The 19854-nt window shown below is 66.0% G+C and carries 21 protein-coding genes; 13 read left to right on the forward strand and 8 right to left on the reverse strand.

Annotation, left to right across the window (positions count from 1 at the left end):
- Positions 1-9 precede the first annotated feature (9 nt).
- From JL101_RS02215 to JL101_RS02235, 5 genes are all read right to left on the reverse strand, one after another.
- The gene (locus tag JL101_RS02215; protein ID WP_203096892.1) at positions 10-702 is read right to left on the reverse strand and encodes a YsnF/AvaK domain-containing protein; all 693 of its coding nucleotides are present in this window, start codon (positions 700-702) and stop codon (positions 10-12) included.
- 349 nt (positions 703-1051) lie between these two features.
- A complete protein-coding gene (gene fliP / locus JL101_RS02220) occupies positions 1052-1834 on the reverse strand; it encodes a flagellar type III secretion system pore protein FliP (protein ID WP_228435249.1) in 783 nt (260 codons plus the stop codon).
- Complete coding sequence (locus JL101_RS02225) at positions 1831-2124, reverse strand: flagellar biosynthetic protein FliO (protein WP_203096893.1); 294 nt, start codon at positions 2122-2124, stop codon at positions 1831-1833. Before JL101_RS02225 ends, fliP begins: the two co-directional genes overlap by 4 nt.
- Before the next feature lie 28 nt (positions 2125-2152).
- Complete coding sequence (locus tag JL101_RS02230) at positions 2153-2533, reverse strand: hypothetical protein (protein WP_203096894.1); 381 nt, start codon at positions 2531-2533, stop codon at positions 2153-2155.
- Positions 2530-2889 (reverse strand): EscU/YscU/HrcU family type III secretion system export apparatus switch protein, encoded by a 360-nt coding sequence (locus tag JL101_RS02235; RefSeq protein WP_203096895.1) that lies wholly within the window; start codon positions 2887-2889, stop codon positions 2530-2532. Before JL101_RS02235 ends, JL101_RS02230 begins: the two co-directional genes overlap by 4 nt.
- 281 nt (positions 2890-3170) lie before the next feature.
- Here JL101_RS02235 and flgB point away from each other — a divergent pair, with 281 nt between their 5' ends.
- From flgB to JL101_RS02300, 13 genes are all read left to right on the forward strand, one after another.
- Complete coding sequence (flgB, locus tag JL101_RS02240) at positions 3171-3581, forward strand: flagellar basal body rod protein FlgB (RefSeq protein WP_203096896.1); 411 nt, start codon at positions 3171-3173, stop codon at positions 3579-3581.
- Positions 3582-3615: 34 nt separating this feature from the next.
- Positions 3616-4026: a flagellar basal body rod protein FlgC gene (gene flgC / locus JL101_RS02245; RefSeq protein WP_203096897.1), complete on the forward strand. Its 411-nt coding sequence runs from the start codon at positions 3616-3618 to the stop codon at positions 4024-4026.
- A gap of 38 nt (positions 4027-4064) precedes the next feature.
- Positions 4065-4370, forward strand: a complete 306-nt coding sequence (locus tag JL101_RS02250; RefSeq protein WP_158047125.1) for a flagellar hook-basal body complex protein FliE — start codon at positions 4065-4067, stop codon at positions 4368-4370.
- Positions 4371-4409: 39 nt separating this feature from the next.
- Positions 4410-4682, forward strand: coding sequence for a flagellar biosynthesis protein FliQ (gene fliQ, locus JL101_RS02255; RefSeq protein ID WP_203096898.1), 273 nt, complete (start codon positions 4410-4412; stop codon positions 4680-4682).
- 4 nt (positions 4683-4686) lie between these two features.
- Complete coding sequence (locus tag JL101_RS02260) at positions 4687-5463, forward strand: flagellar biosynthetic protein FliR (protein ID WP_228435250.1); 777 nt, start codon at positions 4687-4689, stop codon at positions 5461-5463.
- A gap of 72 nt (positions 5464-5535) precedes the next feature.
- Positions 5536-6612: a flagellar biosynthesis protein FlhB gene (gene flhB, locus JL101_RS02265; RefSeq protein WP_203096899.1), complete on the forward strand. Its 1077-nt coding sequence runs from the start codon at positions 5536-5538 to the stop codon at positions 6610-6612.
- Positions 6613-6872: 260 nt separating this feature from the next.
- Positions 6873-9290, forward strand: a complete 2418-nt coding sequence (locus JL101_RS02270) for an ATP-binding protein (protein WP_407697428.1) — start codon at positions 6873-6875, stop codon at positions 9288-9290.
- Between the two features lie 172 nt (positions 9291-9462).
- Positions 9463-10539, forward strand: a complete 1077-nt coding sequence (gene recA / locus JL101_RS02275) for a recombinase RecA (RefSeq protein ID WP_201074188.1) — start codon at positions 9463-9465, stop codon at positions 10537-10539.
- Positions 10540-10767: 228 nt separating this feature from the next.
- Entirely contained in the window at positions 10768-13428 is a 2661-nt protein-coding gene (gene alaS, locus JL101_RS02280) for an alanine--tRNA ligase (RefSeq protein ID WP_203096901.1), read from the forward strand.
- Between the two features lies 1 nt (position 13429).
- Positions 13430-14299, forward strand: a complete 870-nt coding sequence (locus JL101_RS02285) for an AAA family ATPase (RefSeq protein ID WP_203096902.1) — start codon at positions 13430-13432, stop codon at positions 14297-14299.
- Between the two features lie 137 nt (positions 14300-14436).
- Positions 14437-14775: a hypothetical protein gene (locus JL101_RS02290; RefSeq protein ID WP_228435252.1), complete on the forward strand. Its 339-nt coding sequence runs from the start codon at positions 14437-14439 to the stop codon at positions 14773-14775.
- A 73-nt stretch (positions 14776-14848) separates the two neighbouring features.
- Positions 14849-16036: a vWA domain-containing protein gene (locus tag JL101_RS02295; RefSeq protein ID WP_203096904.1), complete on the forward strand. Its 1188-nt coding sequence runs from the start codon at positions 14849-14851 to the stop codon at positions 16034-16036.
- Between the two features lie 465 nt (positions 16037-16501).
- Positions 16502-16870: a GcrA family cell cycle regulator gene (locus tag JL101_RS02300; protein ID WP_037459387.1), complete on the forward strand. Its 369-nt coding sequence runs from the start codon at positions 16502-16504 to the stop codon at positions 16868-16870.
- Positions 16871-17042: 172 nt separating this feature from the next.
- On the opposite strand, the gene JL101_RS02305 is transcribed toward JL101_RS02300, so the two are convergent.
- The 3 genes from JL101_RS02305 to JL101_RS02315 all read right to left on the reverse strand — a co-directional run bounded on the left by JL101_RS02305 (position 17043) and on the right by JL101_RS02315 (position 19700).
- The gene (locus tag JL101_RS02305) at positions 17043-17621 is read right to left on the reverse strand and encodes an OmpA family protein (protein ID WP_203096905.1); all 579 of its coding nucleotides are present in this window, start codon (positions 17619-17621) and stop codon (positions 17043-17045) included.
- A gap of 304 nt (positions 17622-17925) precedes the next feature.
- The gene (locus JL101_RS02310) at positions 17926-18303 is read right to left on the reverse strand and encodes a Gfo/Idh/MocA family oxidoreductase (RefSeq protein ID WP_203096906.1); all 378 of its coding nucleotides are present in this window, start codon (positions 18301-18303) and stop codon (positions 17926-17928) included.
- A gap of 173 nt (positions 18304-18476) precedes the next feature.
- The gene (locus JL101_RS02315; protein WP_202684108.1) at positions 18477-19700 is read right to left on the reverse strand and encodes an NADP-dependent isocitrate dehydrogenase; all 1224 of its coding nucleotides are present in this window, start codon (positions 19698-19700) and stop codon (positions 18477-18479) included.
- Positions 19701-19854 lie beyond the last annotated feature (154 nt).

The following is a 19854-nucleotide window of genomic DNA, read 5'->3' on the forward strand; positions in this document are numbered from 1 at the left end:
AGGACCGGATCAGGACTTGCCGGACTTCCGGTCGATATCCTCGACGGTGACGTCCTGGCGGCGGACGGTGCCGCTCACGGTGGCCTCGCGCTCACCCGACTGCTTGGTCAGGGCGACCTCCTCGACCACGTGGGCCTGCTTGGAGACGACCGGCTTCTCCTTGATCTCGGTCATCTCGACGGTCCGGTCCTGGAACGCCTTGTCCGCATCCTCGGGCTTCAGGACCCGGTCGGCCTTGGTGCGCTCGACATCGACGGTTTCCTCGTGCAGGGTCACCGACTCCTGGACCTCGCGCTCGCTGACGGAAACCTCCAGGCGCTTGCCGCCGGTCGTCCGGGCCTTGCCGACTTCCAGCTCTTCCTCGATCACCTGGGCCTTCTCGGTTTCCGAGCCGCCGATCTTCTCCAGCAGGGCCTCCGGGGTCAGGACCTCGAAGCGGCGCATGGTGCTGAGAGCCTTGTCGGCCTTGTCGTCGGTGGTTTCGGCGACGACGAGCGCACCGCCCTTTTCGACGGCTTCGCCGTAGCTCTTTGCCCGGTCCTCTTCATAGCCGGCGTCGACCAGGCGGCTGGAAATCTTGGATACCGCGACCCCCTGCAGGATTTCCACCGCCTTCTTGTCGAAGCCGGCCTTGGTCAGTTCGCCAAGAACCTTGCTGGCGACGTCGCGGCTCTCGAAGAGTCCGATGACGGAAGTGGTCATGAGAAATTCCCTCGCGATGATGTGCTGTGATTGTCTTCGGGCGGCGGGACTGGCCGGTGGCCGGCCGTCCTCGCACATGCAAACAAACATGCTGCACTGCACGGGGTTCCTGAATTTATCTGCCAGGGTCAAAGTTTTATTATTCGTGTACAATAAAGAGTGAGAATAATATTAAGTCTCTTTCGGATGGATGACGACATCCGCACTCCGTGGGATGATTAGCCATCACGATCGGGGACGGCTGATTCTTTGTGATATTTGTAAATCAGAAGCTTCCGTACATTTTCCTTTATTCCGACGGGTCGATCTTTATGGAAACCGACCTCCGGCGATCGACGCCGCCGGATTTCTAGGAAATCGTCCCGAAGCTCTGGACCAGCGTGCCGGAGATCAGGTGCCAGCCGTCCACCAGGACGAAGAAGATGATCTTGAACGGCATGGCGACCGCCGCCGGGGGCAGCATCATCATGCCCATCGACATCAGGATCGAGGCGACCACCATGTCGATGATCAGGAACGGCAGGAACAGCAGGAAGCCGATCTCGAAGCCCCGGCGCAGTTCGGAGATCATGAAGGCGGGGATCAGCACCTGGAGCGGCGTGTCCTCGGGCGTGCGGATCTCGCCGACCTTGGCGATGTCGGCGAACAGGATCAGGTCCGCCTCGCGCACGTGCCGCATCATGAAGGCGTGGAACGGCTTCACCGATTGGTCGAACGCCTCCATCTCGTCGATCTCGTTGGCGATCAGGGGGGCGATGCCGTTCGTGTAGGCCTCGTCCATGGTCGGAGCCATGATGAAGGCGGTCAGGAACAGGGCCAGGCTGATCATCACCGAGTTCGGCGGGGTCTGCTGGATGCCCATGGCGGTGCGCAGGAACGACAGCACCACGACGATCCGGACGAACGCGGTCACCATGACCAGGATGCTGGGGGCAAGCGACAGAACCGTCAGCAGGGCGAAAAGCTGGATGATCTGGGACGTGCTGGATCCGCCCGCCCGGTTCAGGTCCAGGCTGAAGCTCTGGGCCAGGGCCGGGGACGCCGCCAGCCATGCGCCAAGTCCCGCGGCGACGGCCAGCCCCGCGACGACCGCTCCCGCGGGAGTCCCCATCCTGAAGGTCGGCATCCTCATGGCACGGTGCTCCCGGCTTCCGCCGCGGGCCGGATGCCGCTTTCCAGGACGAGGTCGGCGTTCATCCCGAGCAGCACCAGATGCTCGACGCCGTCGCGCCGGACCAGCACCAGCTTCCGGCGGGCGTCGATCTGCGCCACCTCGACGATGCCGAGCCGCCGCTCGCGGCCGGGACGGGGCGCTGCGGCTCCGCCATAGCCGAACCGTCTCATGACCCAGGCCGCGACGACGATCAGGCCCAGCACGAACACGAGGGCCAGGGCGAAGCGCAGATAGGTTTCCATCTCCATGTCGGTGGGTTCCAGGACTGTCGGGAGGCTATTCGCCGGTCGGGCCGCGCGGCGGCGGCTCCGGCTTGCGGCCATAGGCCAGCGAGGCGCGGTTGCGGGTCGCGACCCGTTCCAGCTCGATAGAGGTGTCGGCCCGGACCTTGTCGCAGGCGGCCGAGAGCCCGTTGAGGTCTTCCACCAGGGCCAGGAGCCTGGGCAGCAGCGCCCGGGCCGCTTCCGGAGGCCGGGTCTCCAGGGCGGCGCAGATGGCGGCGATCCGGTCGTCCAGTCCGGCCAGGTCGATCACGCCGCCGCCGCTCAGCGCCACCTGCGCATCGGCCACCGCCAGCACGATCCCCTCCAGCTCCCGCTCGATCGCCTGCATGTCCGCGGCATCCGGAAGGGTCGGGGCCGGTGGGTGCCCGGTCATGGCTGGCCTCCGCAGGGCGGCAGCTTGCCGTTCGCCCGATAGATGTAGGCGAGGATCTCGGCCACCGCGACCAGGGCGTCGGCAGGGATCTCCGAATCGAGCTGGACCACCGACAGCAACTCGGCGAGATCGGCGTCCTCGCGCACCTTCACGCCGGAGGCGAACGCCATTTCCAGGATCTGCTCCGCGACATGCCCCTGTCCGCTGGCCACCACGCGCGGCAGGGACGGGCCGTCCAGTTCGTACTGGAGAGCCACGGCGATGGGGCGGCGCGGCTTGGCGTGCCGGCTGCGGGAACGGCCCGCGTCTGAGGGGTCCGGATAGGCCACGGAGGTCTCGACCAGGTTTTGCGACATTGCCCGCTTGCGCGGGCCGGCCGTCACCCTAATCCGGTCATGCTTAACCAAATCTGAAGGAGGGCGCGGCAATCTTGACCCGGCAGGAATTGCCGCAGTGCCGGCCGCCACCGGCCTGCGACGGGACGATCCTCGGGAATCCGGGGCTTCCGGCGTTGGCTCGCGACTTGCTTGGGGGATGGGGGCGGCCGGAGTTCGGTCGGGCCGCCGCCGCGGCGTTAACGGCAAATTAACGCGGGCGGGCAATTCTGGAACCTTGCGTTGCAAAGGGTGGTGGCACCATGGATCTGGGCAATACGGGGCTCTTCAAGCTCATGAAGGGCAAGCTGGACTGGCTGACCGAGCGCCAGCAGGTGCTCGCCCAGAACATCGCCAATGCCGACACGCCGCGCTACCGCCCGAGCGACCTGACCGGGTTCACCTTCGACAACGCGCTCAGCCAGACCCGCCAGCTGGCTCCCCGGATGACGGCGGTCGGCCACATGTCCGGTTCGGTCGCGGCGCGCGGCAACGATGTCCGCGAGGACCGGCCGAAGAGCAATTTCGAAGTCGCGCCGGACGGCAACTCGGTGGTGCTGGAGGAGCAGATGAGCAAGGTCGCCGACACCGGCATGACCTACCAGCTCGTCACGAACCTGTACCGCAAGCATGTCGGGCTGATGCGCACGGCCATCGGCCGCGGCGGCGTCTGACTGCTGAAACCCGACGCCAGGAGGAGGACAACACATGGATCTGCGCGACAGCCTGAACGTCGCCGCCGCCGGCATGAAGGTCCAGGGGGCCCGCATCAAGGTCATCGCCGAGAACATGGCCAACGCCAACTCGACGGCCGAGACGCCCAACGACCTGCCGTACCGGCGCAAGGTCATCACCTTCGAGAACGCGCTCGACCGCGAGATGGGCGTCGAGACCGTGCGGGTGCGCAAGATCGACAAGGACCGCAGCGACTTCCAGAGGCGCTACGACCCGACCCACCCGAGCGCCAATGCCGAAGGCTACGTCCTGTTCCCCAACGTCAACACGCTGGTCGAGACCAACGACATGCGCGAGGCGCAGCGGAGCTACGAGGCCAACCTGAGCGTCATCGAGGCGTCCAAGACGCTGCTGATGCGCACCATCGAGATCCTGCGCGGCTGACCCGCGCGGCTGAACCGCCCTTGTCCGGAGCCTGAACCATGGTCGCCACCGTCGCCAACGCCGTCAACGCCTATGCCAAGATGGCAGCCACCGGCACCACGCCCGGCATGGCGCCGCGCGACGCCGGCCCGTCCTTCGCGACGTTCGTCCGCGAGGCGGCGGAGACCGGCATCGGGCAGCTTCACCGGAGCGAGCAGGTCAGCGCCGCCGCGGTCGTCGGCAAGGCCGACCTGACCGAGGTCATCACCGCGGTGACCAACGCCGAGCTGACGCTGCAGACGGCGACCAGCGTGCGGGACAAGGTGGTGCAGGCCTACCAGGAAATCCTGCGGATGCCGATCTGAGCCTTCCCCGAAGCCGAAGCCGAAGCCGGTGCCTGGCCCATGAACGAGACCGACGTGATGGAGGTCGTCCGCGAATCGATCGTCGTGACGCTGAAGATCGGCGGCCCGATCATGGTCCTGACGCTGGTCGTCGGGCTCGTGATCTCCCTGTTCCAGGCCTTGACGCAGATCCAGGAAATGACGCTGACCTTCGTGCCCAAGGTGGTCCTCGTGTTCGGCGTCCTGCTGCTGCTGATGCCCTACATGCTGTCGACCCTGATCACCTTCACCCAGCAGCTGGCCGACCGGATCATCGGCATGGGAGCCACATGATCCCATGCCGATGGAGCTGCTGAGCCTGAACGAGGCGCTGACCGGACAGATCTACGCCTTCATCGTGATTTTCTCGCGGATCGGCACCGCCTTCATGCTGCTGCCGGGTTTCGGCGACGCCTACGTCTCCGCCCGCATCCGGCTGCTCCTGGCGCTTGCCATCACCCTGGTGGTCCAGCCGATCCTGATGCCCATGCTGCCGCCGGTCCCCGCGGGCGCCCTGGGATTGACCGTGCTGATCGTGAAGGAGGGCTTCATCGGGGTCTTCCTCGGCACCGTCACGCGGTTGCTGACGGCGGCGCTTGATATCGCCGGGACCATCATCTCCATGCAGATCGGCCTGTCCAACGCCTTCATGTTCAATCCGGCGCTGGCGGCCCAGGGCACCCTGATCGGCGCCTACATGGGCTATATCGGCATCGTCCTGCTGTTCGTCACCGACCTCGACCATCTCCTGATCCTCGCGGTGGTCGGGAGCTACGAGGTGTTCGTCCCGGGCGCCGTCCTGCCGATGGGCGACTTCGCCGAAATGACGACGAAGATGGTCGGGCAGAGCTTCGCGATCGGCGCCCAGATGGCCGCACCTTTCCTGGCGGTCGGCATCATGTTCAACCTGGCGATCGGCCTGCTTCAGAAGATGATGCCGCAGTTCCAGGCCTTCAGCGTGATCATGGGCGGACAGGTCGCCCTTGGCCTGGGACTGTTCGCGATCGTCATCTCGGCGACCATGCTGTTCTGGCTGCGGACGGTCCAGGACACCCTGATGGGATTGCTCGGCTGAGCCCGCTCCGGACACGCGGTCGTCCCGGCCCCGAAACGGCCGGTGGACCGCCTCGGCTGCTTGGAGGTGCCGATGGCCGAGGAAGATGATGATGCTTCCAAAACGGAAGACCCGACCGGAAAAAAGCTGAGCGACGCCCGCGAGAAGGGCAACGTTCCGATGAGCCAGGAGGCCAAGAACTGGCTGATGCTGCTCGGCGGGCTGGTGGTGGTCTCCCTCGTGGCGCCGGCGTCCATCCGGCGGCTGAGCGACGCGCTCGTGGGATTCTTCGAGCGGGCCGGCACCGAACGGCTCGACCAGGGGATGATCGGGCTGATCCTGGCCGATACCGTATTGACCGCCCTGCTGGCGATCCTGCTGCCGGTGATCATCATGGCGGCGGCCGGCGCGCTGGGCACGCTTCTCCAGATCGGATGGCTGGTCACCGCGGAGAAGATGAAGCCGGACCTGACCAAGCTGAACCCGCTGCCCGCCTTCATGAGGCTGTTCTCGATGCAGAACAGCCTGGAACTGGTCAAGGGCTTCGTGAAGATGGCGGTGGTCGGCGTCGTCTGCGCGATCGTCCTGCGGCCGGTGATCACCAGCGTCGAGCACTATGCCGGCATGCCCATGGACCTGCTGCTGGCCGAGACCCAGTACCTCGTGGTCAAGCTTTTCCTGTGGGTCACGATCATCATGCTGTTCGTGGCCATGGCCGACTTCTTCTATCAGCGGTTCGAGTACACCAAGAAGATGCGGATGACCAAGCAGGACGTGAAGGAGGAGTTCAAGCAGCAGGAAGGCGACCCGATCGTCAAGGCGCGCCTGCGCCAGATGCGCTTCGACAAGGCGCGGCGTCGCATGATGCAGGCCGTCCCGCGCGCCGACGTGGTCGTGACCAACCCGACCCACTTCGCGGTCGCCCTGAAATACGACCAGTCGGCCATGGCGGCGCCGGTCGTGCTGGCCAAGGGCGCCGACGCCGTCGCCGCCAAGATCCGCGAGATCGCCCGGGAACACGACATTCCGCTGGTCGAGAACCCGCCGCTGGCGCGCGCGCTCTATGCCGCCGTGGAAATCGACCAGGAGATTCCGCCGGAACATTATAAAGCCATGGCGGAGGTCATATCCTACGTGTTCAAGCTCAAAAATCGCTTCTCGGGACGGTAACCGTACCTCGCGCGGAACGCATGCAAGTAGTAGGATCGATACTTAATCATTGGCATGGGGCAGCAGTGCAGGAGCAGGTTTCTTCATCCGCCCTCGACCTTGCGGGGCCGAGGCTGTCCACCCTGGAGAAGCCGGCGAGCGACGGCGTCCTGGCCCGCACCGCCGTCTTCGGCGCGGGCGGGCTGGCGGCGGTCGGCGCCGCCGGGCTGGGGCTGGCGGCAGGGGGGATCGTGACCGATCCCGTGGCCCTGAGCGGCGGCATGTTCGCCCTTCTCGCCGCCGGCGGCGCCGCGCTGGCGAGCAGGATCTCGTCGCTCCAGGCATCTGGCCGGGGACGGACCGATGGCGAGCGGGCGATGCTGGCCAGCGCCTTCCAGGCGGGGGCGGTAGGGCGCATGATCACCGGCCGTGACGGCCGCGTCGTGCAGGTCAACGCCGTCTTCCGCCATCTGGCCGGCGGGGCCGGCAAGGACGAGCTCGAGTCGTTCCGGCTGCGTTTCGATCATGACCCGGAGATGGCCGCCGGCATCCGCAAACTGGTCGATGCGGCGTTGCGCGGCGACGCGGCGTCCGCCGAGCTGGCCTTCGAGCCGGGCCGGCCATGGTTCCTGGTCCAGGTGATGCCGCTGACCGATGCGGATCCGGCCGCCGACGGCCCGGACTCCGGGGAGAAGCTGGTCAAGTGGGTGGTCGAGGACATCACCGAACGCAAGCTGGCCGAGCAGCAGTTGCGTGACGAACAGGCGAACCTGTCCGACTTCATGGGCAGCGCGCCGATCGGCTTCTATTCCGTCGATCAGGACGGCCGCTTCCTGTACGCCAACGCCACCCTGGCCGAATGGCTCGGCTGCACGCCGGCCGACCTGGTCGGCAGCCAGGTCAGGCTGCACGACGTCCTGGCCGAACCGCCCCCCGGCGCGTCGGCGGCGCACAGCCCGTTCCCCGGTGCCGAGAGCCGCGGCGACGTGACCATGAAGGGCCCCGGGGGGCGGCGGTTCCAGGCATCGATCGTCCAGACCGTGGTGGCGTCGGGCGACGGCCGGTCGCTGCGGACCCGCTCGGTGGTGCGGGACCTGACGCCCGAGCGGGAGTGGCGCGAGGCCCTGCACCTGTCGGAGCAGCGGTTCCAGAGCTTCTTCGAGGAGGCGCCGATCGGCATCGCGCTGATCGACGAGGGCGGCAGGCTGGCGGAATGCAACCAGGCATTCCTGACCATGGTGGGACGCCCGCTGCGCAGCATCATGGGATGCCCCTTGGCCGAGCTGTTCAGCGCGGGCGAGCGGTCCACGGTGGTCGCCCGCCTGGAGCAGATCAAGTCCGGCTCCGACATGATCGCTCCGTTCGAGGTCAACCTGCGCGCCCAGGGCCGCGACAAGAAGATGGCGCAGCTCTACGCCCGCCGGATGGCCGGCGGGTCGGGCAACGGATCAGGGAGCGGCGAGGCCGGGCCAGGTTCCGGCTCCGGAATGATCCTTCACTTCATCGATCTGACCGAGCAGAAGAGCCTGGAGGCGCAGTTCGCCCAGAGCCAGAAGATGCAGGCGATCGGGCAGCTCGCGGGCGGCGTGGCCCACGACTTCAACAACCTGCTGACCGCGATGATCGGCTTCTGCGACCTGCTGCTGCTCCGGCACAAGCCGGGCGACCAGTCGTTCAGCGACATCATGCAGATCAAGCAGAACGCCAACCGGGCGGCCAACCTGGTGCGCCAGCTGCTGGCCTTCTCGCGCCAGCAGACGCTGCAGCCGCGGGTGCTCAACATCACCGACGTCCTGGCCGAGCTGTCGAACCTGCTGCGCCGGCTGATCGGCGAGAACATCGAGCTGAAGATGACCCACGGCCGCGACCTGGGCCTGATCAAGGTCGACCAGGGCCAGCTCGAGCAGGTCATCATCAATCTCGCCGTCAACGCCCGCGACGCCATGGCGGGCGGCGGGCGGCTGACCATCCAGACCAGCAACGTCTCGACCGACGGCCCGACCCGACGCGAGCACGAGGAGATGCCGCCCGGCGAATATGTCGCGATCGAGGTGTCGGATACCGGCATCGGCATCCCGAAGGAAAACATCGCCCGCATCTTCGAGCCGTTCTTCTCGACCAAGGAGGTCGGTTCCGGCACCGGCCTCGGCCTGTCCACCGTGTACGGCATCGTGCGCCAGACCGGCGGCTTCATCTTCGTCGACAGTGCCCCCGGCGAGGGCGCCAAGTTCACCATCTACCTGCCGCGCCACCAGTCGGCGAAGGCCGCCGGCGCCACGGCCGAAGCCGAGAGCGAGGCCCGGGAACGGTCGGCCGGGGACCTGACGGGGACCGGGACCATCCTGCTGGTCGAGGACGAGGACGCGGTGCGCGTGTTCAGCGCCCGGGCGCTCCGCAACAAGGGCTACCAGGTGCTGGAAGCCCGCAGCGGCGAGGCGGCCCTCAGCCTGCTGAACTCCGAGTCGAACCGGGTCGACCTGCTGGTCAGCGACGTGGTGATGCCGCACATGGACGGGCCCACGCTGATCCGGCACGTCCGCGACAAGCGTCCGGAAATGAAGGTGATCTTCATCTCCGGCTATACCGAGGACAAGTTCCGCGACCAGATCGACGCCGGCGAGCACATCCATTTCCTGCCCAAGCCGTTCAGTCTCAAGCAGCTTGCCGGCAAGGTGAAGGAGGTCCTGCGCGACGGGTGAAACGGGCCGCGGCCGCTTCCACAGATCGGGCTCCTCCGGACGGCTGCGGAATATGGAACGGGCAATTCGTTCTCTTTATGTTCTGATTGTCCCTTGGCAGGGAGGAACGGAAAGAGTACATTCTCTTCACGTTGCACTCCTGCCGACCGTATGAGAGAAGAGGGGCCCCAGCATGTCGTCCGCACCCTTGCGTTTGGTTGAAAGTCCCATGGATAAGCAAAAGGCACTAGACGCGGCCCTCGGTCAGATCGAACGCGCGTTCGGCAAGGGCTCCATCATGAAGCTCGGTGCCCGCGAGACCCCGACGGAGGCGGAGGTCGTCTCGACCGGCTCGCTCGGCCTGGATATCGCGCTCGGCATCGGCGGCCTGCCGCGCGGCCGCATCATCGAGATCTACGGCCCGGAAAGCTCGGGCAAGACCACGCTGGCCCTCCACGCCATCGCCCAGGCCCAGAAGAATGGCGGCACCTGCGCGTTCGTCGACGCGGAGCACGCGCTCGATCCGGGATATGCCCGCAAGCTGGGCGTCGACGTGGACGAGCTGCTGATCTCCCAGCCCGACGCGGGCGAGCAGGCGCTCGAGATCACCGACACGCTGGTCCGCTCGGGCGCCATCGACGTGCTGGTGGTCGACAGCGTCGCGGCCCTGGTGCCGCGCGCCGAGCTGGAGGGCGAGATGGGCGACAGCCATGTCGGCCTGCATGCCCGCCTGATGAGCCAGGCGCTCCGCAAGCTGACCGGCTCGATCTCCAAGTCGCACTGCACGGTGATCTTCATCAACCAGATCCGGCTGAAGATCGGCGTCATGTTCGGCAATCCGGAGACCACGACCGGCGGCAACGCGCTTAAGTTCTACGCCTCGGTCCGCCTCGACATCCGCCGCATCGGCGCGATCAAGGACAGGGAGAACGTGGTCGGCAACCAGACCCGCGTGAAGGTGGTCAAGAACAAGATGGCCCCGCCGTTCCGGGTGGTCGAGTTCGACATCATGTACGGCGAGGGCGTGTCCAAGGTCGGCGAGCTGCTCGATCTCGGCGTCCAGGCCAACGTGGTCGAGAAGTCCGGCTCCTGGTTCAGCTACGAGGGCCAGCGGATCGGCCAGGGCCGCGAGAACGCCAAGAACTTCCTGCGCCAGAACACGGAAGTGGCCGACGCGATCGAGGCCAAGATCCGCGCCAACGCCGGCCTGGTCGCCAACGCCATGATGGGCACGCCGGAAGCCGACGGCGAGGCCAGCAGCCCGGACTGATCCGCACCGCGCGATACCCTGCCCGGGGTATCGCGCACCGGAAAGCGAGCCGCGCGGGCCTTCGGGACCGCGCGGCTTTTCCGTTTGGGCATTCCCCGGGGCTTCGGTCGGGCATCGGTGGACATCGGCCCCACCGGCACGGTACAAGCAGGTAAACCCGTGTCGGCCGAAACCTTTGAACAGAAGACGGGCCGCACCATACCTGCGTCCTGGGAACCGAGCGCCATCATGCAGACCGCCAACGACATCCGCGCCACCTTCCTGAACTATTTCGCCAGTCAGGGTCACCAGATCGTCGAGTCCAGCCCGCTGGTGCCGCGCAACGACCCGACGCTGATGTTCACCAACGCCGGCATGGTGCAGTTCAAGAACGTCTTCACCGGGGCCGAGACCAGGCCCTATTCCCGGGCGACCACCAGCCAGAAATGCGTGCGCGCCGGCGGCAAGCACAACGACCTGGACAATGTCGGCTACACCGCCCGGCACCATACCTTCTTCGAGATGCTCGGCAATTTCTCGTTCGGCGACTACTTCAAGGAAGGCGCCATCGAGCATGCCTGGAACCTGATCACGAAGGAGTACGGGCTTCCGGCGGACAGGCTGCTGGTCACCGTCCACTCCTCGGACGAGGAGGCGGCCGCCCTGTGGCGGAAGATCGCCGGCCTGGACGACGGCAGGATCATCCGCATCCCGACCGACGACAACTTCTGGCGCATGGGCGACACCGGGCCGTGCGGCCCCTGCTCGGAGATCTTCTACGACCACGGCCCGGCGGTGGCCGGCGGGCCGCCGGGCAGCGCCGACCAGGACGGCGACCGCTTCATCGAGATCTGGAACCTCGTGTTCATGCAGTACGAGCAGGTGACGCCTGACCGGCGGATCGACCTGCCCAAGCCCTCGATCGACACCGGCATGGGCCTGGAACGGCTGGCGGCCGTGCTCCAGGGCAAGCATGACAACTACGACATCGACCTGCTGCGCACGCTGATCCTGGCCTCGGCCGACGCCACCAAGGTGGCCGCCGACGGCCCGCACGCCGTCTCGCACCGGGTCATCGCCGACCACCTGCGCTCGACCTCGTTCCTGATCGCCGACGGCGTCCTGCCGTCCAACGAGGGGCGCGGCTACGTCCTGCGCCGGATCATGCGCCGCGCCATGCGGCACGCGCACATCATCGGCTGCAAGGAACCCCTGATGTACCGGCTGGTCCCGGCGCTGGTCCAGCTCATGGGCACGCATTATCCGGAGCTGGTGCGGGCGCAGCCGCTGATCACCGAGACGCTGAAGCTGGAGGAGACCCGGTTCAAGCAGACGCTGGAGCGTGGCCTGCGCCTGCTGGACGAGGAGACCGCCGGCATTCCCGAAGGCGGATCGCTGCCCGGCGAGGTTGCGTTCAAGCTCTACGACACCTTCGGATTCCCGGTCGACCTGACCCAGGACGTGCTGCGCGGCCGCAACCGCACGGTGGACATCGACGGCTTCAACCAAGCCATGGGCCGGCAGAAGGCGGAGGCGCGCAAGGCCTGGGCCGGCTCCGGCGAGGCCGCGACCGAGACCCTGTGGTTCGAGCTGCGCGACGAACTGGGCGCCACCGAGTTCCTGGGCTACGACACCGAGGTGGCCGAGGGCAAGGTGCTGGCCCTGATCGTCGACGGCAAGCGGGTGGAGAAGGCCGAGGCCGGGGCCGACGTCCAGGTGATCGTCAACCAGACCCCCTTCTACGGCGAGTCCGGCGGCCAGGTCGGCGACAGCGGCGTGATGTTCACGGCCGAGGGCGCCGAGGTGCCGGTCTCCGATACCCAGAAGAAGCTGGGCGCGCTGTGGGTCCATCAGGCCAGGGTCGCCAAGGGCGCGGTCTCGGTCGGCGACGTGGTCGAGCTGCGGGTCGATACCGCCCGCCGCGCCGCGATCCGGGCGAACCATTCCGCGACCCACCTGCTGCACGAGGCGCTGCGCCGCCGGCTGGGCGGGCACGTCACCCAGAAGGGCTCGCTGGTGGCGCCGGAACGCCTGCGCTTCGATATCAGCCAGCCGGTGGGATTGACCGCCGAGGACATCGCCGTTGTCGAGGCGGAGGTCAACCGGCGGGTCCTGGGCAACAGTGACGTGGTCACGCGCCTGATGAGCCCGCAGGAAGCGGTCGAGCTGGGTGCCATGGCGCTGTTCGGCGAGAAGTACGGCGACGAGGTCCGGGTCGTCTCCATGGGCGGGCGGGACCCGGACGCCAACAAGGAGTTCTCGATCGAGCTGTGCGGCGGCACCCATGTCCGCCGCACCGGAGACATCGGCCTGTTCAAGATCGTCGGCGAGGGCGCGGTGGCCGCCGGCGTCCGCCGCGTGGAGGCGCTGACCGGCGCCGGCGCCGCGGCTTACCTCAACGAGCAGGAGCACCTGCTCCAGCAGACGGCCGCGGCCCTGAAGGCGACGCCGGCCGAGGTGCCGGCCCGCGTCGCGGCCCTGGTCGAGGAGCGACGCCGGCTGGAGCGGGAGCTTGCCGACCTTCGCCGACAGGTCGCCATGGGCGGCGGCGCCGGCCCTGCCGGCGGCGGCGAGAAGGAAGTCGCCGGCATCAAGTTCGCCGCGCGCGTGCTCGACGGCATGCCCGCCAAGGACCTGAAGCCGATGGCCGACGAGATGAAGAAGCAGGTCGGCTCGGGCGTGATCGCGCTGGTCGCGGTCAATGACGGCAAGGCGTCGCTGGTGGTCGCCGTGACCGAGGACCTGACCGGCCGCTTCAGCGCGGTCGAACTGGTCAAGGCGGGGGCGGCTGCGGTCGGCGGCAAGGGTGGCGGCGGCCGCCCCGACATGGCCCAGGCCGGCGGACCCGACGGCGCCAACGCCGGTGACGCCGTCGCGGCGATAGAGCAGGCCATGGCGGGAGCTGCCTGAGATGACCCCTCCTGAATCGAAGAAGTTCACCGGCACCGACAACTACGTCGCCACCGAGGACCTGCGGGTGGCGGTCAACGCCGCGGTGGCGCTCCAGCGCCCGCTGCTGGTCAAGGGCGAGCCCGGCACCGGCAAGACGATCCTGGCCGAGGAGATCGCGCGGGCGCTGGGCCGCCCGCTGATCCAATGGCATATCAAGTCCACGACCAAGGCTCAGCAGGGCCTGTACGAGTACGACGCCGTCAGCCGCCTGCGCGACAGCCAGCTGGGCGACGAGCGGGTTCGCGACATCGCGAACTACATCGTCAAGGGCAAGCTGTGGGAGGCGTTCGACGCGCCGGAGGCGCCGGTGCTCCTGATCGACGAGATCGACAAGGCGGACATCGAGTTCCCCAACGACCTGCTGCTCGAACTGGACCGGATGGAGTTCTTCGTCTACGAGACGCGGCAGGTGGTGAAGGCGCGCCGGCGTCCGGTCGTGATCATCACCTCGAACAACGAGAAGGAACTGCCGGACGCCTTCCTGCGCCGCTGCTTTTTCCATTATATCCGCTTCCCCGAGCCGGAGACGATGGCGCGCATCGTCGAGGTCCATTACCCCGGACTGAAGGGCGACCTGCTGCGGGAAGCGCTGACCCTGTTCTACGAGGTCCGCGAGACTCCCGGCCTCAAGAAAAAGCCCAGCACCTCGGAGCTGCTGGACTGGATCAAGCTGCTGATGGTCGAGGACGTGTCGCCGGAAACCCTGCGCACCCGCGACGCCAAGAAGCTGATCCCGCCGCTCCACGGCGCCCTGCTGAAGAACGAGCAGGACGTCCACCTGTTCGAGCGTCTAGCCTTCCTCAGCCGGCGCGAACGGGGAGGCGGCTGAAGGGAGAGGGCATACCTCGAAAGTTCGTGACGAATGCGGTCGTAACGGTTAGAGTCAGCCAGTGACTTCCGTCGGAAGATGCCCGCGACATGGAAAAGCCGGATGAAGCGCTTGTAATCCTCAATCGGCTTGAGCCGATGCTTTCCACCATCCTGGAACAGCAGGAACGCATTCTTTCGGAACAGGGCCGCATGTCCGCAGAGCTGGTCTGCATGAACCAGGAGTTGGTCCGCCTGTCAGCGGAACAGGGCCGCACGAACCAGGAGTTGACGCGCCTCGGGCAGGAGCAGGTCCGGATGTCCGACACCTTGATCCGGCTGGAAGCCCGGATGACCTCGGGGGAGGATCGCCTGCGGCGGATCGAGGAGCACCTGGACGTGGCGGAGTTGCGTGGCCGGGTCGAGGAGATCAGCCGCCGGCTTCCCACCAGCCTCGCCTACGTGCCGCCTCCCGCCCGCAAGGATCCGGGGAAATAAGGGCGGAATCATCGGGCCGAAACATGGCACTATGCGGGCCTGACCCATTCAGCCCGAAATTCACCGACGAGCCATGTTCACGACTTTCTTCTACGAGCTGCGCAAGGCGCAGGTGCCGGTATCCCTGAAGGAGTACTTGGCGCTGATGGAGGCGATGCGCCAAGGCATCGCCGACTACAGCGTCGAGGATTTCTATTATCTCTCCCGCACCTGCCTCGTGAAGGACGAGCGCAACCTGGACAAGTTCGACCAGGTGTTCGGCCATGTCTTCAAGGGGCTGGAGGGTACGGCCGAGGGGGGCGAGCCGGTCACCGCCGAGATTCCCGAGGAATGGCTGCGCAAGCTCGCCGAGAAGTACCTCACGGAGGAGGAGAAGCGGCAGATCCAGTCGCTCGGCGGCTGGGACAAGCTGATGGAGACGCTGGCCCAGCGGCTGGCGGAGCAGAAGGGGCGCCATCAGGGTGGCTCCAAATGGATCGGCACGGCCGGCACCTCGCCGTTCGGCGCCTACGGCTACAATCCCGAGGGTGTCCGCATCGGGCAGGAGGGCAGCCGCCATCGCCGGGCCGTGAAGGTTTGGGACAAGCGCGAGTTCAGGAACCTGGACGACACGGTCGAGCTGGGCACCCGCAACATCAAGGTGGCGTTGCGCCGGCTGCGCAAGTTCGCCCGCGAAGGTGCCGCGGAGGAACTGGACCTGCCCGACACGATCCGCTCGACCGCCCGGAATGCCGGTACGCTCGACCTCAAGATGGTCCGGGAGCGGCACAACAGCGTCAAGGTGCTGCTGTTCCTGGACGTCGGCGGCTCCATGGACGACCATATCCGGATCTGCGAGGAGCTGTTCTCGGCCGCGCGGGGCGAGTTCAAGCACCTGGAATATTTCTATTTCCACAATTGCGTCTACGAGGGCCTGTGGCGCGACAATCGCCGACGGCACGCCGAGCGCACGCCCACGTGGGACGTGCTGCACACCTATGGGGCGGACTACAAGCTTGTCTTCGTCGGTGATGCCGCGATGAGCCCCTACGAGATCGTCTATCCCGGCGGCAGTGTCGAGCATTGGAACGAGGAGGCCGGGCAGGTCTGGCTCCAGCGCCTGCTGAACACCTACAGCCGCTCGATCTGGCTCAATCCCTCCCCCGAAGCCTATTGGAGCTACACGGAGAGCACCCGCATCCTTCAGAGGCTGATGGGCGGGCGCATGTATCCGCTGACCATCGATGGGCTGGACGCCGGAATGCGCGAGCTGAGCCGATGACCGGCAGGGTGCCGGCCCGCGGGCGTGGCGGCGAAGTCACGGTGCGTAATCGTTTTCATGTCCGGCGCTCGGCTGAAATAGAAAGAACAGTTCATGCAATTGCCTGGAAAGTTATCGCAGTGATATCTTTCCCTTGCGAATGAGCGCAGGCGTGCGGACCTGCGGGACGCGGCATTCCGTTGGAATGATTGGCATATATCCGGTTCATCCCCCGTATCGCGACAGAATGGTCTTTCTGTTCGGTCGCGTCTTCGACTTGGCGGCGACTGTGATTTAAACAAATGGTTTACCACCTTTGCATATAAATGTAACAGCAACCCTCTAGGCATGGGCGGGCTTATCTGGTAGCCTTCCACCGCGTCGGCACTAGATATAGGTTTTTATGGAAAGCGGCACGCCATATGCGGCCCACCATACTCCTGTCGGCAACAAATAATAGGGACCCGGATGAGTGGAGACAGCGGCATGAGTTGGACTGACGAGCGGGTAGAGCGCCTGAAGCAACTCTGGGGTCAGGGGATGAGCGCGAGCGAGATCGCGGACACCCTGGGTGACGTCACGCGCAACGCCGTGATCGGCAAGGCCCATCGCCTTGGATTGTCGGGACGGCCGTCACCGATCAAGAAGAAGCCGTCGCGCGGCGCCACGATCCTCGCCCTGACCGAGCGCATGTGCAAATGGCCGGTCGGCGACCCCAAGCACGCGGATTTCCATTTCTGCGGCAAGACGGCCCAGCCCGGCATGCCCTATTGCGCGGAGCATGCCGCCATCGCTTACCAGCCCAGCTCGAAGAAGCGGGACGACGATCGCGAGCGCAAAGTCGGCGCCGCCTGATCCGACCTCCGCGACGCCACCCGACAGCCCGCCGGCACCCCACCGGCGGGCTTCTTTTTTGGGCGGGACGCGGCCCCGCGCCGGCTTCTCGGCAAAGAAAAAGGGGTGCCGGACGGCACCCCTCTCTCCCGGTGGGACCCTCCGCTCGGAGGGACCCGTGAAACCCGCCCGATTACTGGAAGCGGATTTCGGCGCGACGGTTGGACGGCTCGCGGACGCCGTCGCCGGTGGCGATCAGAGGCTGCGTCTCGCCGAGGCCGCGGGTGGTGATCTGACCGGCCGGGACGCCACGCTGCACCAGAGCCTCGCGCACGGCGGTCGCACGACGCTCCGACAGGCGCTGGTTGTAGGCCGGCGAGCCCGAGGTGTCGGTGTGGCCGAGCACGTTCAGGCGGGAGGCGTTGGTCCGGCGGGCATCGCTGACCACCGTGTTCAGGATGTCCTGGGCCGCCGGGGTGATGGCCGAGCGGTCGAAGTCGAAGAACACGAAGTAGACGGCGTTGGCCAGCGGAGCGGCCGGCGGAACGGCTGCGGCCGGGGCGGCGGCGGCCGCTGCGGGCGGCGGCGGGCAGTCATAGCTTCCGGCGTGGAGAACGGCAGTGTTGTTGGCGGCAACCACGGGCTTGCCGGTGGAGTCCACCACCGTGTTGCACTTTTCCGGGGCGCTTTGAGCCAGCACGCTGGCGGGCGCAACCACCGACATCGCCAGGAACGCAAAGACGCCCGAGGCAGCGATTTGATTAAGGCGCACGACCTTCTCCCTTGAGCTGAATTGGTGCATCAACATAACGCGTACACGCGAGAGTCCAATGCGGAAAACACATACGGCGCGGGCACGGTTCCTATCGGATCCGAAGAACGGAGGCTAGTCCGTAGCATCCAGAACGAGGAGTAACCTGCCGAAAACAAACGTTTTCCACAAGCTTCGCGGAGCGGCCCGCAGGAGTGCCGCTCCCCTACAAACACGACAGCAGTGGCGAAATCATGAGGGTCGTCCTGGACCTGTTGTTCCATATTCCTATAATCAAGGTCGAGTGAACGCAGCCAACAGGGGCTTAATAATCCAAGTCGCCATGCTTGATATGGACCAGCTCGCCTTTGGACAGGGAGAGCAGCAGGACGGCGATCAGTTCATGCATGATCACGGTATGATGATTGTCCGACTCCCGCATGTACTGCCGCAGCGCATCCCGGACCTTGTGTACACCTGTCACATCAATGAATATATCGATGTCTTCACCCATCCGGGCCAGTTCAAGGAAATCGCTGTAAGTCTTCACGCCCCTGGACCGGGCCAATACAATGCCCGGAGCATCGGGATTTAGGTCGGCAATGCCTATAACCTTGACAAAATCTGCCGAGAGAAGCTGCTCAAGCAGCGGCGCGCCGGTTTCACCTGCCCCGACGATCGCGATTCTGATCTTGTGTGGCATCTTTGCAATTCCTCTGCACGGCGGACACAGGTAGCCCCCCGGTATTATGACGCGTCCGGTTTATACCATTTCGCGAATAGGAGGATAGATTTGCGCGTCGGGCAGCAAAAAGCAACCCCGCCCGATCGAATCGGGCGGGGTTGCGGCGAAACGAAGTCCGTGCCGGGGCCGGATCAGGCGGCTTCGGCCATGGCCTTCTTCAGGTTCTCGTCCAGCTTGTCCAGGAACTGCTTGGTGGTCAGCCAGGGCTGCTCCGGGCCGATCAGGATGGCGAGGTCCTTGGTCATGAAGCCGGCCTCCACGGTGCTGACGCACACCTTCTCCAAGGTCTCGGCGAACCGGGTGACCTCGGGCGTGCCGTCGAACTTGCCGCGATAGGACAGGCCCTGGGTCCAGGCGAAGATCGAGGCGATCGGGTTGGTCGAGGTCTCGCGGCCCTTCTGGTGCTCGCGATAATGCCGGGTCACGGTGCCGTGGGCGGCCTCGGCCTCCACCGTCTTGCCGTCGGGGCTCAGCAGCACCGAGGTCATCAGGCCCAGCGAGCCGAAGCCCTGCGCCACGGTGTCGGACTGGACGTCGCCGTCGTAGTTCTTGCAGGCCCAGACGAAGCCGCCGTCCCACTTCATCACGCTGGCGACCATGTCGTCGATCAGGCGGTGCTCGTAGGTCAGGCCGAGCTTCTTGAACTCGTCGGCGAACTCCGCGTCGAAGACCTCCTGGAACAGGTTCTTGAAGCGGCCGTCATAGACCTTCAGGATCGTGTTCTTGGTCGACAGGTAGACCGGCAGCTTGCGCGCCAGGCCGTAGTTCATGCAGGCCCGGGCGAAGCCGCGGATGCTTTCATCCAGGTTGTACATGCCCATGGCGACGCCAGCCTCGGGGAACTGGAAGACGTCGTAGGTCACCGGTTCGCCGCCGCCGTCGGGCGTGAAGGTCATGGTCAGCTTGCCCGGGCCGGGAACCTGGAAGTCGGTCGCGCGGTACTGGTCGCCGAAGGCGTGGCGGCCGATGATCAGCGGCTTGGTCCAGCCCGGAACCAGGCGCGGCACGTTGGAGCAGATGATCGGTTCGCGGAAGACGGTGCCGCCCAGGATGTTGCGGATCGTGCCGTTGGGCGACTTCCACATCTTCTTGAGGTTGAATTCCTTGACCCGCGCTTCGTCCGGGGTGATCGTGGCGCACTTGACGCCCACGCCGTATTGCTGGATGGCCTTGGCCGCGTCGACGGTGACCTGGTCGTCGGTCTTGTCGCGATACTCCATGCCCAGATCGTAGTACTTCAACTCGATGTCGAGGTAGGGCAGGATCAGCTTTTCCTTGATGAACTGCCAGATGATCCGGGTCATTTCGTCGCCGTCGAGTTCGACGACGGGGTTAGCGACCTTAATCTTTGCCATGTATGAAATCTCCCGGTTGGAGCGGGTAGCGTGTGGTTCTTGGGCGCCCCGGATCCCGCCGTTCGAGGCGGTTCAGCAGGCGTCGTGCGGCGTTCCAGAAGTTTGGACGGCGCGTCTTATAGCACCGTCGCTTCCGCATAAGAAGGCGCACTTG

Origin of the sequence: Skermanella rosea, from assembly GCF_016806835.2 — a bacterium.
GTDB lineage: Bacteria > Pseudomonadota > Alphaproteobacteria > Azospirillales > Azospirillaceae > Skermanella > Skermanella rosea.

Bases quoted from the DNA above. Each gene is read 5' to 3' on its own strand.
- flhB (WP_203096899.1), top strand. From the start codon at position 5,536: ATGGCCGAGGAAGATGATGATGCTTCCAAAACGGAAGACCCGACCGGA.
- JL101_RS02230 (WP_203096894.1), bottom strand. From the start codon at position 2,533: ATGACCGGGCACCCACCGGCCCCGACCCTTCCGGATGCCGCGGACATG.
- JL101_RS02290 (WP_228435252.1), top strand. From the start codon at position 14,437: ATGCTTTCCACCATCCTGGAACAGCAGGAACGCATTCTTTCGGAACAG.
- JL101_RS02235 (WP_203096895.1), bottom strand. From the start codon at position 2,889: ATGTCGCAAAACCTGGTCGAGACCTCCGTGGCCTATCCGGACCCCTCA.
- JL101_RS02315 (WP_202684108.1), bottom strand. From the start codon at position 19,700: ATGGCAAAGATTAAGGTCGCTAACCCCGTCGTCGAACTCGACGGCGAC.
- JL101_RS02285 (WP_203096902.1), top strand. From the start codon at position 13,430: ATGACCCCTCCTGAATCGAAGAAGTTCACCGGCACCGACAACTACGTC.
- JL101_RS02250 (WP_158047125.1), top strand. From the start codon at position 4,065: ATGGTCGCCACCGTCGCCAACGCCGTCAACGCCTATGCCAAGATGGCA.
- flgB (WP_203096896.1), top strand. From the start codon at position 3,171: ATGGATCTGGGCAATACGGGGCTCTTCAAGCTCATGAAGGGCAAGCTG.
- JL101_RS02260 (WP_228435250.1), top strand. From the start codon at position 4,687: ATGCCGATGGAGCTGCTGAGCCTGAACGAGGCGCTGACCGGACAGATC.
- fliQ (WP_203096898.1), top strand. From the start codon at position 4,410: ATGAACGAGACCGACGTGATGGAGGTCGTCCGCGAATCGATCGTCGTG.
- JL101_RS02215 (WP_203096892.1), bottom strand. From the start codon at position 702: ATGACCACTTCCGTCATCGGACTCTTCGAGAGCCGCGACGTCGCCAGC.
- flgC (WP_203096897.1), top strand. From the start codon at position 3,616: ATGGATCTGCGCGACAGCCTGAACGTCGCCGCCGCCGGCATGAAGGTC.
- JL101_RS02295 (WP_203096904.1), top strand. From the start codon at position 14,849: ATGTTCACGACTTTCTTCTACGAGCTGCGCAAGGCGCAGGTGCCGGTA.
- JL101_RS02225 (WP_203096893.1), bottom strand. From the start codon at position 2,124: ATGGAGATGGAAACCTATCTGCGCTTCGCCCTGGCCCTCGTGTTCGTG.
- alaS (WP_203096901.1), top strand. From the start codon at position 10,768: ATGCAGACCGCCAACGACATCCGCGCCACCTTCCTGAACTATTTCGCC.
- JL101_RS02270 (WP_407697428.1), top strand. From the start codon at position 6,873: ATGTTCGCCCTTCTCGCCGCCGGCGGCGCCGCGCTGGCGAGCAGGATC.
- recA (WP_201074188.1), top strand. From the start codon at position 9,463: ATGTCGTCCGCACCCTTGCGTTTGGTTGAAAGTCCCATGGATAAGCAA.
- JL101_RS02300 (WP_037459387.1), top strand. From the start codon at position 16,502: ATGAGTTGGACTGACGAGCGGGTAGAGCGCCTGAAGCAACTCTGGGGT.
- JL101_RS02310 (WP_203096906.1), bottom strand. From the start codon at position 18,303: ATGCCACACAAGATCAGAATCGCGATCGTCGGGGCAGGTGAAACCGGC.
- fliP (WP_228435249.1), bottom strand. From the start codon at position 1,834: ATGAGGATGCCGACCTTCAGGATGGGGACTCCCGCGGGAGCGGTCGTC.